The organism is Paenarthrobacter ureafaciens (genome assembly GCF_004028095.1).
GTDB lineage: Bacteria > Actinomycetota > Actinomycetes > Actinomycetales > Micrococcaceae > Arthrobacter > Arthrobacter ureafaciens.
Map to the genome: position 1 here is coordinate 657,460 of NZ_SBHM01000006.1, position 12,913 is coordinate 670,372.

The 12,913-nt window shown below is 64.9% G+C and carries 12 protein-coding genes; 3 read left to right on the forward strand and 9 right to left on the reverse strand.

What is annotated here, in order from left to right:
* The first annotated feature begins 124 nt into the window (after positions 1-124).
* Genes AUR_RS04075 through AUR_RS04085 form a run of 3 tightly spaced genes read left to right on the forward strand, consistent with a single transcriptional unit; the run spans position 125 to position 2,586 of the window.
* Positions 125-1,075, forward strand: coding sequence for an ABC transporter substrate-binding protein (locus AUR_RS04075; protein WP_021471820.1), 951 nt, complete (start codon positions 125-127; stop codon positions 1,073-1,075).
* Positions 1,076-1,087: 12 nt separating this feature from the next.
* A complete protein-coding gene (locus tag AUR_RS04080; RefSeq protein ID WP_021471819.1) occupies positions 1,088-1,852 on the forward strand; it encodes an amino acid ABC transporter permease in 765 nt (254 codons plus the stop codon).
* Complete coding sequence (locus tag AUR_RS04085; RefSeq protein ID WP_021471818.1) at positions 1,849-2,586, forward strand: amino acid ABC transporter ATP-binding protein; 738 nt, start codon at positions 1,849-1,851, stop codon at positions 2,584-2,586. The genes AUR_RS04080 and AUR_RS04085 overlap by 4 nt, the downstream gene beginning before the upstream one ends.
* Positions 2,587-2,750: 164 nt before the next feature.
* Here the strand turns inward: AUR_RS04085 and AUR_RS04090 are convergent, their stop codons facing one another.
* The 9 genes from AUR_RS04090 to hemG all read right to left on the reverse strand — a co-directional run bounded on the left by AUR_RS04090 (position 2,751) and on the right by hemG (position 12,910).
* Positions 2,751-4,061, reverse strand: a complete 1,311-nt coding sequence (locus AUR_RS04090) for a glycoside hydrolase family 3 N-terminal domain-containing protein (protein ID WP_128397050.1) — start codon at positions 4,059-4,061, stop codon at positions 2,751-2,753.
* 114 nt (positions 4,062-4,175) lie between these two features.
* Positions 4,176-5,495 carry a glutamate-1-semialdehyde 2,1-aminomutase gene (gene hemL / locus AUR_RS04095; protein ID WP_062097315.1) on the reverse strand — a complete coding sequence of 440 codons (1,320 nt, stop codon included), beginning with the start codon at positions 5,493-5,495 and terminating at the stop codon, positions 4,176-4,178.
* Positions 5,496-5,539: 44 nt separating this feature from the next.
* The gene (locus AUR_RS04100; RefSeq protein ID WP_062097317.1) at positions 5,540-6,619 is read right to left on the reverse strand and encodes an LLM class flavin-dependent oxidoreductase; all 1,080 of its coding nucleotides are present in this window, start codon (positions 6,617-6,619) and stop codon (positions 5,540-5,542) included.
* Positions 6,619-7,599 carry a porphobilinogen synthase gene (gene hemB / locus AUR_RS04105; protein ID WP_021471813.1) on the reverse strand — a complete coding sequence of 327 codons (981 nt, stop codon included), beginning with the start codon at positions 7,597-7,599 and terminating at the stop codon, positions 6,619-6,621. Before hemB ends, AUR_RS04100 begins: the two co-directional genes overlap by 1 nt.
* Complete coding sequence (locus AUR_RS04110; protein WP_062097319.1) at positions 7,596-8,474, reverse strand: uroporphyrinogen-III synthase; 879 nt, start codon at positions 8,472-8,474, stop codon at positions 7,596-7,598. The genes hemB and AUR_RS04110 overlap by 4 nt, the downstream gene beginning before the upstream one ends.
* The gene (hemC, locus tag AUR_RS04115) at positions 8,461-9,456 is read right to left on the reverse strand and encodes a hydroxymethylbilane synthase (RefSeq protein WP_021471811.1); all 996 of its coding nucleotides are present in this window, start codon (positions 9,454-9,456) and stop codon (positions 8,461-8,463) included. The genes AUR_RS04110 and hemC overlap by 14 nt, the downstream gene beginning before the upstream one ends.
* Positions 9,453-10,676, reverse strand: coding sequence for a ferrochelatase (locus AUR_RS04120; RefSeq protein ID WP_021471810.1), 1,224 nt, complete (start codon positions 10,674-10,676; stop codon positions 9,453-9,455). Before AUR_RS04120 ends, hemC begins: the two co-directional genes overlap by 4 nt.
* Positions 10,673-11,374, reverse strand: a complete 702-nt coding sequence (gene hemQ / locus AUR_RS04125) for a hydrogen peroxide-dependent heme synthase (protein ID WP_021471809.1) — start codon at positions 11,372-11,374, stop codon at positions 10,673-10,675. The genes AUR_RS04120 and hemQ overlap by 4 nt, the downstream gene beginning before the upstream one ends.
* A gap of 72 nt (positions 11,375-11,446) precedes the next feature.
* Positions 11,447-12,910 carry a protoporphyrinogen oxidase gene (hemG, locus tag AUR_RS04130; protein WP_263884684.1) on the reverse strand — a complete coding sequence of 488 codons (1,464 nt, stop codon included), beginning with the start codon at positions 12,908-12,910 and terminating at the stop codon, positions 11,447-11,449.
* Positions 12,911-12,913: the final 3 nt, after the last annotated feature.

Below are 12,913 nucleotides of genomic sequence, written 5' to 3' on the forward strand. Positions count from 1 at the left end.
GGCGTTGGTGACATAATTAAGTTTGGCGGGTCGAAGTCTGCTAGGACAGCCGGAAACCTGGTGCTGTTACGTTCCCCGCCCACCACAAACGTCTGACGTGACCTTCGATGAAAGTGATTTCTTGATGAAATTCAAAGCGCCCAAGTGGCTCGCTGCTGCTCCCGTTGCAGCAGCCCTGGTGATCTCCCTCGCGGCCTGCGGCGGAGGAACCTCAGAGTCGAGCAGCTCAGCGACGGATGCACTCGCGGGCAGCGACCAGCAGACGCTGGACAAATACACCACCGCGGATGTCACTCCGATCGACCAGATCGATAAGTCGAAGCTTGGCCTCATCACCGAAGGTACCCTCCGCGTCGGCACGCTCAGCGACGCTCCGCCGAACATCTTCATCGATGGCTCCGGCAAATTCACCGGCTATGACAATGAGCTCCTGCGCGCGGTCGGCGACAAGCTGGGCCTGAAGGTCGAGTTCGCTTCCACCGACTTCTCCGCACTCCTGTCGCAGGTAGCGAACAAGCAGTTCGACGTCGGATCCTCCTCGATCTCCACCACGGACGCCCGCCGCAAGACGGTCGGCTTCACCAATGGCTACGACTTCGGCTACATGGCGGTCGTGACCAAGAATGACGCCAAGGTCACCGGGTTCGCCGACCTCAAGGAAGGCGTCCGGATCGGCGTCGTCCAGGGCACCGTGCAGGATGACTACGTCACCAACACCCTCAAGCTTGAGCCCGTCCGTTTCCCTGACTACAACACTGTCTACGGCAACGTGAAGAACGGCCAGATCGATGCTTGGGTTGCCCCCTCGCAGCAGGCCACCGGCCAGGTAAAGGAAGGCGACAACACCAAGATCGCCGAAAAGGTTGTCAACACCCAGAACTTCACCGCGTACGCCGTGAACAAGGACAACCAGCCCCTGATCGACGCGCTGAACGCCGGCCTGGACGCTGTCATCGCTGACGGCACGTGGACCAAGCTCACTGCCGAATGGTACGAGGACCGTCCGACGGCGGCCGAGCAGACCCCGCAGGGCTGGAAGCCGGGCAGCAAGGCCGTCCAGATTCCCGCCAAGTAACCCGGGGGTTCCATGGATATCCTCAAGCAACTCGCAGACACCTTCCTTGACTGGGAGGCGATGGGCGAAGTCATTCCCAAGATGTTCGCCGTAGGCCTGCCGAATACCCTCGTTTTGGCAATCATCTCGGGGATCATCGGGACGGTGCTGGGCATGGCCCTTGCACTGATGGGGATTTCCCGGAACCCTGTGGCCCGGTGGATTGCCCGTGTGTACACGGACATCCTCCGCGGCCTGCCCCCGGTGCTGACCATCCTGGTGATCGGGTTCGGCTTCGGACCCATCATCCGGGAACTGACCGGCTCCACCAGCCCGTACCCCATGGCAATCGCTGCGTTGTCCTTGATGTCCGGCGCCTACATCGGTGAAATTTTCCGATCGGGCATCCAGAGCGTTGACAAGGGCCAGCTGGAAGCCTCCCGCGCCCTTGGCTTTGGCTACGGCGCTTCCATGCGGCTCGTGGTGGTACCCCAAGGTATCCGCCGCGTGCTTCCGGCGCTGGTGAACCAGTTCATTGCACTGATCAAGGAATCCTCGCTGGTGTTCCTCTTGGGTCTTCTGGCCTCGGAACGCGAAATCTTCCAGATCGGCAAGGACGCAGCGGCGAACACAGGAAACCTGTCGCCATACGTCGCTGCGGCCGTGTTCTACCTCGCGTTGACCATTCCGCTGACGCACTTCGTGAACTGGATCGACGCCAGGATGCGCTCAGGACGCCCTGAGAAGAAAGAACCGGACGATGCCGCGGCAGTCGTCGGAAAGGGAGCCCAGGCATGAGCGAGTTCACTTCGGGGTCATTGACGGCCAAGAACATTCACCTTTCCTTCGGCAGCAACCATGTCCTGAGGGGCATCGACCTGCACGTTCCGCAGGGCACCACGGCATCCGTGATCGGTCCTTCCGGTTCCGGCAAGTCCACCCTCCTCAGAGTCATGAACCGGCTCATCGAACCCGACCAGGGGGACATCCTCCTGGACGGCAAGTCGGTACTGAAGGACAACCCGGATGAGCTCCGGCGCCGCATCGGCATGGTGTTCCAGCAGTTCAACCTGTTCCCGCACAAGACAGTTGCGGAGAACGTGACGCTGGCCCTGCGCAAGCTGCGCGGCATGTCCAAGGACCAGGCCCGCGAGGAGGCCCTTGCCCAACTCGATCTGGTGGGACTGAAGCACAAAGCGGACGTCCGGCCGGCCAATCTCTCCGGTGGACAGCAGCAGCGCGTGGCTATTGCCCGCGCACTGGCCATGAAGCCGGAAGTCATGTTCTTCGACGAAGCAACATCGGCTTTGGACCCGGAGCTCGTCAAGGGCGTCCTGGCCCTGATGACGGACTTGGCCAAAGGCGGCATGACCATGGTTGTGGTCACGCACGAGATGGGTTTCTCAAGGAACGTCTCGGACACGGTGACCTTCATGGACGCCGGTGTGGTGGTGGAGTCCGGTCCTCCGGAGGAACTGTTCACCAGCCCCCGCACCGAACGGCTGCAAGGATTCCTTTCGGACGTCCTCTAAGGCACGTTCCCTCACGGCCGCCATCCCGGGCCGCCGCTGAGTGAAAAGCCCCGTTTTGTTCCGCTAACCAGCGGAGCAAAACGGGGCTTTCCTCTTGGGTCCTGGTCTCCGTGGATCCCCTGGCTTCCACGAAGACCGGGATGGGCCTTTAAGACGCGCCCGCTCTAAAGGGCTGACGCGGCTTTGACCCGCAAAATCGTCAGGACTGCATCGTCGATCTTCCGCATGAAGGCAGGATCCGACTGCGCCTTGTCGACGACGGCCTGGTGCATGGCAGGGATCCGGGAAGGGTCCGCGCAGACCATCATGGTTCCCCCGGCCCCGAAGAAGTTCAGCGCCCGGTCAGCACTCCCCCAGGGTTCCAGTTGGGCGGCACTGCACAGGTCATCTGAGACAATGATCCCGTCGAATGCCAGGTCCTCGCGGAGCATTGACGTGATCACGGGCGAGAACGGAGCAATGGTGGCGGGGTCAATCTTGTCGTAGTACGCGTTGGAGAGCATGACCCAGCGGGTTCCATTCCTGATAGCCGCACGGAAAGGCGCCAAGGCGGGATCGGTCCGGGTTGTTTCCTTATCCCGCACGTCCTTGCTGACGTCCGTGTTGGGCACTACCCTCCCCAAGCCCGGGAAATGCTTCACCACCGGTGCCACGCCTGCGTCGGCCATGCCCAAGGCGAAGGCGTTACCCAGTTCGGACACCGTTCCGGGTGAATAGCCGTACTGACGCTGGAACCGTCCGATAGGGCCGTTGGACGGTGCGAACTCCGGGCTGGCAACGGTGTCCAGAACCGGCGCGAGGTTCACGTTGACACCTGCGCTCCGCAGTTCCTTGCCCCACACGGCTGCCTCGGAACGTAACCGGGTTCCGCCCAGCCCGGCCTGTGCTGTTGCCGCAGGAATGGTTGTGAATCCGGGACCGGAAAGGACCTGCACGTTGCCGCCCTCTTGGTCCGTCCCGACGAACAGCGGAAGGTTCCCGGTGGTGCCCGGGCTGACGGTTCCGGTCAGGGAGGCCACGACCTTGGCCGTTGCCTCGGAGCCTGCTTTGCTGCGGCCGCTCAGATAGACATTTCCTGTGTGGTAGGTAGTCAGGGCCGTCATGGTGCCCGGATCCGCGCCCGTTGCCTTGGCCGCGACCATGAACAACTGGCCAACCCGCTGATCCAGGCTGAGCCGGGACAATTGTTGGGACGCAGTATCAGCAGGTGCGGCCGAAGTAGGCGGCGCAGCGCTCAAGCTGGGCCCCGCGTCCCTTGAGGCTGAGGCGGGGCCAGGACTTTGCGTCGCGGCCGGCGGGGAGGACGCCGACGGCGGAGCGGGGCTTGAGTGCGGGGCTGTCGGGGTGGCGGACCCGGGAGCTCCGCTGTTGGAGCACCCGGTTGCCAGAACTGCGGTGAGACCAAGAGCCATGACGGTCTTGCTGACAGCCGTGACGGACTTGCTGGGGAAGGCAAAGGACGTGGTGGTGCGCATGGTAAACCGTGGATTCGTTGGGGTTGGGTTCCCTACGACACTACCCCCGTTAAGCAAACAGCGCCCCATCAGCATCATGGAAGCCGATGGGGCGCCGGTGGTTGGCGCCGGCCCTCAGGCGGTTGCTCCGGCGGCGGCCTTGGCTGCTGCCGGCAGTGCGTCGTAGATCCGGTTCATGGCAGCGTCGTCGTGGGCTGCGGAGAGGAACCATGCTTCGTAGACGGACGGCGGAAGGTAGACGCCGGAGTCCAGCATGGAGTGGAAGAACGGGGCGTACCGGAATGCTTCCTGGGCCTGGGCGTCCTGATAGTTGTGCACACCGTTGGCTGACGTGCCAAAGGCCACCGAGAACAGGTTTCCGGCGCGCTGGATGGAGTGGTCCACGCCCTCGGCGTCCAAGGCGGACGACAGGGCAGCGGAGAGTTCCAAGGACCGGGCATCGACGTGCGCGTAGACCTCCTGCGTGGCGTGCGTCAGGGTGGCGACACCTGCGGCCATGGCAACGGGATTCCCGGACAGCGTTCCCGCCTGGTACACCGGTCCCACCGGGGCCAGGTAGTCCATGACGTCGGCACGGCCGCCGAGGGCCGCCGTCGGCATTCCACCGCCAATCACCTTTCCGAAAGTCAGCAGGTCCGGAGCCCAGCCTTCCTGCTGACCGGTCAAACCCCAGTACCCGGCGTAGCCCGTACGGAATCCGGTCAGCACCTCGTCAAGGATGAGCAGTGCGCCGTGTTCCTTGGTGATCCGGGAGAGGCCTGCGTTGAAGCCCTCTCCCGGGGTGACAACGCCCATGTTGGCCGGCGCTGCTTCCGTGATGACCGCAGCGATGTCCTTGCCGTGGGCGGCGAAAGCCTCTTCCACGGCGGCCAGATCGTTGTAGGGCAAGACCATGGTTTCGGCGGCCGCCGCTGCCGTCACTCCGGCGGAGCCCGGAAGTGCAAGGGTGGCAACGCCCGAACCTGCGGACGCAAGCAAACCGTCGAGGTGGCCGTGGTAGCAGCCGGCGAACTTGATGATGAGGTTCCGGCCGGTGAAGCCGCGGGCGAGCCGGACTGCTGTCATCGTGGCTTCCGTGCCAGTGGAAACCATCCGGATCCGTTCCACGGCGGAAACGCGCTCTTTAACCAGTGCGGCAAGGTTGGCTTCGTCCGGAGTGGACGCGCCGAAAGAGAGGCCCCGGTCAACTGCCGCGTGGACAGCCTCGAGGACGGCGGGGTGGGCGTGGCCCAGGAGGGCCGGGCCCCAGGAGCAGACGAGGTCCACGTAATCGCGGCCGTCAGCATCGGTGAGGTAGGCACCCTTGGCGGAGACCATGAACTTCGGTGTACCGCCCACTGAACCGAACGCACGAACAGGCGAATTGACACCACCGGGCATCAGGGATTGGGCCCGATCGAACAGTTGGTCGGACACAGGGGTGTATGAGGTCATGGTTCCTATTCTTCCAGTGATTCCAGCGCCGCTATGACGCTTGCTTAGGCCTGTTCGGCGAGGAGCTCCGCCACGCGCGGGGCCACCTCGGTGCCGTAGAGCTCGATGCAACGCATCATGGACCCGTGCGGCAGCGTTCCGTTGCTGTATTTGAGATCGAAGCGGTCAACCCCGAGGTTCCGTTTGAGGAGGGCTATCTTCCGGGCTACTGTCTCGGGTGAGCCCACGTAGAGGGCACCTTGCAGACCGCACATGGCCTCGAACTCGCCGCGGTTACCCGGACCCCAGCCGCGCTCGGATCCTATCCGGTTGCGCTGCTCCAACCAATGCGGAAAGAGTTCTTCGCGCGCGGCTTCATCAGTTTCGGCGATGTAGCCCGGTGAGTGCGTGGCGATCTGGCGCATGGGGTGCCCGTACTTCCCCATCGCCTCCCGGTAGAGATTGACCAGGGGCGCGAATCGTCGGGGCTCTCCCCCGATGATGGCGAAAATAATGGGGTATCCGTACTCCGCACACCGCAGCACGGATTCCGGTGTCCCGCCTACGCCGATCCAGGCGGGCAACAGGTGGTGCTGGAGCCGAGGGTAAACCTGCAGCCCGTTGACGTTGGGCCTTGTCCGGCCTTCCCAGTGAACGGGCTTCTGGGCCCGGACCTTGTGGAACAGGTCCAGTTTCTCCTCGAACAACACCTCGTAGTCAGCCAGGTCCAGGCCAAAAAGGGGGAAGGATTCCACAAAGGATCCCCTGCCCAGCATCACCTCGGCACGCCCGTTGGACAACGCATCAACGGTAGCGAAGCGCTGGAAAACCCTGATGGGGTCATCGGAGCTCAGGACCGTCACCGCAGTTCCCAGCCGGATCCGTGAGGTCACGGCGGCAGCGGCGCCGAGGAACACTTCGGGCGCGGATACCGCAAAATCGCGGCGGTGGTGCTCCCCGACACCAAAGGCGTGGATTCCGACGGCGTCCGCCAGTTTTGCTTCTTCCAGCAAGTCGCGCAGGACTTGCGCGTGTTCCTTGGGGTTCCCGTCGGCATCCAGCCCCGCGTCTCCGAAAGTATTGAGGCCGAGCAGGATCTCCCCGGGACCCACAGGGGCCGTGGGATCGGACGATACAGGGGTCATCAGGACTCCTTAAGCCAGCCTGCGAGTTCGGAGGCCCAGTAGGTGAGAATGGTATCGGCACCTGCCCGTTTGATACCCAGGACGGACTCCGTGATGGCACCCCGACGATCGATCCAACCGTTCGCGGCAGCCGCTTCGATCATGGCGTATTCGCCCGAGATTTGGTAGGCGGAGACCGGGACCGGACTCATCGCCGCGACGTCGGCCAGGATGTCGAGGTAGCTCATGGCGGGCTTGACCATGACCATGTCAGCCCCCTCTTCGAGGTCCAGTTCCACTTCCAGGATCGCTTCGCGGCGGTTGGCAGCGTCCATCTGGTAGGTCCGGCGGTCGCCCTGCAACTGGGAATCCACGGCTTCACGGAACGGGCCGTAAAAAGCCGAAGCGTATTTTGCGGCGTAGGCCAGCACGGCCGTGTTCTTGTGCCCGGATTCCTCCAAGGCCTGGCGGATGACGGCAATCTGGCCATCCATCATGCCCGAGGGCCCCAGCACGTGGGCACCCGCCTCGGCTTGGGCCACGGCCATCTGGCCGTAGATTTCCAGGGTGGCGTCGTTGTCGACGTAACCATTGGAGTCCAGGACTCCGCAGTGCCCGTGGTCGGTGAATTCGTCGAGGCAGACGTCTCCCATGATCACGAGGTGATCACCCACTTCTGCTTTGACATCGCGGATGGCCTTGTTCAGGACGCCCTCGGGATCCAAAGACGCGGTCCCCCGGGCATCGCGAACCTCGGGAACTCCGAACAGCATGATGCCGCCAACGCCCAGTTCCACAGCCTCCGCAGCCGCACGCTTGAGCGTGTCCGTGGTGTGCTGGACGACGCCGGGCATGGAAGAGATGGGGCTTGGCTCCGTCAGGCCCTCGCGAATGAAGGCGGGCAGGATCAGGTCTGCGGGCGCCAGGCGGTTCTCTGCGGTGAGGCGTCGCATGGCCGGTGTCGTGCGCAGGCGGCGTGGACGGTGGTTCGGAAAGCTCATCTTGTGTTCCCTTCATTGGCGAATACGGATTCCAAGGCGGTCGCGATGCCGTCCGGGGTAGGTTCCTGGGCTGTGGCCGCAACTGTCAGGCCGAGCCGCGCTGCTTCCGCGGCGGTGGGGCGTCCAATGGCCACAAGGCGGCACTTTCCCAGCGGCAGGAGGTTGCCGGCGATGCGCTTGGCGCCGCTGGGTGAGGCGGCCACAACGGCGTCGAGCGTGCCGTGGTCGAGCGCGACGCGCACATCCTGGACGGTCACTTCACGGCCGGCTTCCTGGCCGGAGGCCACGACGGCGGGCGGCAGTTCACCGGCAAGGCGCCGTTCCGGCCGGGCCGGGTAGTCGACCGTGTGATAGGCGGTGACAACCGATACGGCCGTACCTTTAGCGTGCAGCCCCTCGGCCAAGGTGCGTGCGGCGATGTCCGCCTGGGGCAGGAACGCACGGCCCCCGCCAGCGGGCCACAGAGACACCAGGCCTTCGGCGGACTGCTGGCCTACCGGGGCCAGGTCCACGGCGATTCCCAGTGCCTCAAGGACGCTCCGGGATGAAGTACCGACAGCGGCAACCCGGGTAGTCCCGGGTACCAATTGGCGGGGCTGGATTCCCCGTTCGGCGGCCTTTTCAATCAGCACGCGGATGGTTGTGACGCTGCTGATGACCAACCAATCGAAGGAGCCGCCCTGGAGTTCATCCAAAGCGGCGTCCATCGGCCCCTGGTCCTCGACCCGCTCAAAGTCGATGAGCGGGAGCACCAAGGCTTCCGCCCCCTTGCCCTGCAGAATGACAGCAAGGGGCCGGGCCCTGTCCGCGCTCCTGGTGATCAGGATGCGGCGGCCCTGCAGGGCGTGGAAGTCCGGCTGGTCAGGAAGCGGCAAGGTCCGCGATCTCCGCGGCGCCGGCGGCGAGCAACTGCTCTGCCACTTCGATGCCGAGCAGGGTGGCTCCAACTTCCGTCAGCCCGTCCGTGGCCTTCTTTTCCCTGACTGTCCGGGTCCCATCCACGGCGCACACCACTGCTTCAAGGTGCAGCATGCTGCCTTTCCGGAACGCGTAGGCACCCACGGGGGCTGCGCAGCCTGCCTCGAGCCTGGCCAGCACAGCACGCTCTGCAGTCACCGCAAGCCGGGTGTCGTCGTCGTTGAGTGCGCTTAGGGCCTGGGCAAGCACTCCTTCTCCCCCACCGGTCTGGTCCCGTTGCGGCGCATCGGATGTCCGGCATTCGATGGCAAGCGCTCCTTGCCCGGGAGCGGGGAGCATCACTGACGTTTCGAAGTATTCGGTGACGGTGTCCAGCCGGCCCATGCGCTCAAGGCCGGCGGCGGCCAGGACTACGGCGTCGAGGTCGTTGGACTTGCCCTCCACGACGTCGTCCGTAGCGTTGCCGGGCAGCCCCGGGACGCGGCCAAGGCGGGTATCGACGTTTCCGCGGATATCCAGGACCTCGATGTCGGGACGGGCGGCACGCAGTTGAGCCGCGCGGCGCGGGGAGCCCGTGCCGATCTTCGCCCCGCCCGGCAGTTCGGCCAGGGTCAGGCCGTCGCGGGCACACAATACATCCCGGACGTCCACGCGCTTGGGCGTTGCCGCGATGGTCAGACCGGGTTCGGCGCCTGTCGGCAGGTCCTTCAAGGAGTGCACGGCGACGTCGCAGGTTTCTGCCAGCAAGGAATCACGGAGCGCTGCAACGAACACGCCCGTGCCGCCCATTTGGGACAGCGAACCCGTCCGGACATCACCTTCGGTCCTGATGTGGACCAGTTCCACGGGAAAGCCCCCGACGGCGGCCAACCGGTCCGCCGTCTGCTGGGTCTGGGTGAGGGCCAGTTTGCTGGCCCTGGTCCCGATGCGGACGCTCACTTGCTGCCCTCCGGCACCGGATAGGGGTCATGTCCGCTACCGACAGTGGCGCCTTTCTCGGCTATCACGGGCTTGGCACCCCTGAAGTTCTCGCAGCAGTTCGGGCGGCATACGTCGTACCACGGGCCGAGGTCCGTCACGTGCGGCCGCTCGGAGATGTTGTTCTCCACGGTGCGTTCGCAGATCAGGTCCACCAGGCCGGAGACAAATGCCGCGTGGGTGCCGGGGGTTGGGACCCGGGTAGCTTCGATTCCGAGGTTTCCGCACGTCTCCAGCGCCTCGGTGTCGAGGTCCCAGGCGACCTCCATATGGTCGCTCACGAATCCGAGCGGCACGATCACCACACCGCGGACGCCTTCGGGCGCGATCGCTTCAAGGTGGTCATTGATGTCCGGTTCCAACCACGGAATGTGCGGCGCTCCGGAACGCGACTGGTACACGAGGTCCCAGGCAACGTCCGGTGCCACCTGGTCCATGATGGCTTTGGCGTTGGCGAGGTGCTGGGCTGCGTAGGCGGAACCTTCGGCGAATTCGCGGGGCTCGTCGACGGACCGGCCCGCAGCCTCGGCGTCCCGGGTAGGGATGGAGTGGGTTGCGAACAGGACACGGATCTTGGAGTCCGGGTCCGTTTCGCCTGCGGCAACGAGCTTCCCGCGGATCTCTTCCAGTCCGGCCGCGGTTCCTTCCAGGAACGGCTGCACTACGCCGGGGTGGTCGAAGTATTGGCGGATCTTGTCCACTTCCAGCTTGCCGTCCAAACCCGTTTCCGTCAGCGCGATGCCGATGTCCTCGCGGTACTGGCGGCAGCTGGAGTAGCAGGAGTAGATGCTGGTGGTGAGCATCAGGATGCGGCGGTGGCCGGCGTCGTAGGCGTCCTGCAAAACCGGCGCGATGTACGGGTCCCAGTTACGGTTGCCCCACAGCACAGGCAACTCGATGCCGCGGCGGGCGAGCTCACCCTCAATGGCGGCTTTGAGCTCACGGTTCTGCTGGTTAATGGGGCTGATACCGCCAAAGGCGCGGTAGTGGTGCGATACCTCTTCAAGGCGTTCGTCAGGGATGCCCCGGCCCCTGGTCACATTCCGAAGGAACGGGATGACGTCTTCCTGGCCTTCCGGACCACCGAAGGAGGCCAGCAGCACGGCGTCGTAATTCTTCGGCTCCAGCCTGCCGCGCTCGGTCACCTGGTTCGGTTCAGTGGAGATGGGGAAAGTGCTCATGCAAGGACCTCTGCAATCTCAGCGGCGGTGACCCGGCGCCCGGTGTAGAACGGAATTTCTTCACGAACATGGTTGCGGGCCTCGGTGGCGCGCAGGTGGCGCATCAGGTCCACGAGGTCCACGAGCTCAGGTGCCTCGAGGCCGAGGATCCACTCCCAGTCACCCAAGGCGAAGGATGACACGGTGTTGGAAATGACCTGGGGGAAGTCCCGGCCCAGGAGGCCGTGGTCCCGCAGCATCTTGCCGCGTTCTTCTGCCGGCAGGATGTACCACTCGTAGGAGCGGACGAACGGGTAAACGCAGAGCCAGGTGCTGGGCTCGACGCCACGGGCGTAGGCAGGCACGTGATTCTTGGCGAATTCGGCTTCGCGGTGGACGCCCATGGCCGACCAAACGATCTCCGTTCCTGCGAAGAGCTTGCTCCGGCGGATGGCGCGGACAGCGGACTGCAGGTCTTCGGGCTTGGAGCCATGCAACCACACCATGATGTCAGCGTCGGCACGCATGGCGGACACGTCATAGCACCCTCGCACCGTAACGCCGTCGGCAGCCAGTTTCCCGGTCAGGGCTTCGAATTCCTGGGCAGCTTCGCCGCTGCGCAAGACGTCGGCAGAGCGCTTGAAAACGGTCCACAGCGTAAAAAACTGTTCTTCGTTTTCGGCAGTTTTAGTGACAGATTCGGCGGAAGTGTGGCTCATGGTTCAAGTTTGCCCCGTGCTGGCCGCTAAGTCGAAACGGATCAGTTCTACAAGACGTAGAAGTGACGCAAATCACATATTGGCGGCGTCGTGGGCCAGCTTCTTCGCTTGGGTCCGGGTGTCGGCAACCACGGCAGCAAGGCCGTTCCCGGCCAGCCATCCCCCCACGACAGCCAGGCCCTCCACGGCCCCGCAGACCCGGCGAACCTCGGCCACGCGCTGTTTGTGACCCACGGCGGCAAACGGCAGGGCGCCTTCCCATCGCACGACGTCCCAATCCACGACGTCCGCACGGGTGATGGGAACCGTGAGGAGGTTCGAGGCGTCTTCCACTGCAGCCGAAAGCAGGGACTGGTCGTCCATGACCGATGCAGCCTGCCCGTCAGAGCCATCCACACCGACCAGCCGTCCGTAGGAAAGGCGGACCACGTGGGTGCCGGGACCGGCTTCCCCGGCAAGCCAATCCCACTTGGAAGTGGCGTGCGTCAGGGCCTTGGCCCTGATTCCCGGAGTTTGGGGGGCAACGAGGATTCCGGTACCGCGCGGCCGGCTGTCCAGTTCGGGAAGATCCACCACCAGCGTCACCAGGCTGACCAGAGGGCCTGCTTCCGGGCGGAGTCCAGCCAGCGCCGGCACCGAGTCCGCAAGCAGTCCGACGGCGGCCGGGCCGTCGAGCGCAACCACCAGCCGCCCGGCGTCGTACGTGGAATCACCAGCCGAAACCTGCCAACCGGTTCCGGCCTTGCGTATGCCGTCCACCCGCTGGTGGGTCAGCAGCACTACCCCGCGGTCCTGCAGGTCCTTGACCAGGGCTCCGATCAAGGTGTGCATGCCGCCCTTCAGCCCCGCGACGGCGGAGCCGGCTTTGGCAGGCGCGGACCCCGCACCGCGCGCAGCCTTTCGTTGTGCTGCGACGGCAGCGGCAAGCGAGCCGTTGGCGCGGACGCCATCGCGAAGCCCGGGCGCCACCATGTCAACGTCCAACAGGGCCGGGTCGGCCGAATGGACGCCGCCCACCACGGGCTCCACCAGGCGCTCAAGGACCCGCTTGCCCATTCTCGTCCGGACCAATTGGGAAACGCTCGTCAGCTCGGCAGAGGTGCCGAGCCCGGCCGGCAGGATCCGGTCCATGGATGCGCGCAGGGCACCAAGGAAGCCCAGCGAGCGCCGGACCTCGGGGTCCCACGGGTTGGCCGGGATGCCCAGGATTCCGGTTTTCGGAAGTTCCCTGGCGCCCTCGGGCAATTGCACCCATGCACCCCCGGGCCGCGGTGCGACGATCTGCCCGCCGATTCCCAGCTCCCGGACCAGGTCGGCAACAGCGGAAGAGCGGGTAGCGAATGACTCAGCCCCACTGTCAAGGGACAGACCTGCCACGACGTGGCTTCCCACACAGCCACCCCAGGACTCCGAAGCCTCGAGAACCGTCACGGCGATGCCCGCCATCGCCAGTTCGCGGGCGGCCACCAGGCCTGAGACGCCGCCGCCTACAACCACCGCCGTGGGGCTTTGGGGCGCGGCACCTCGCGAGCGCACGAC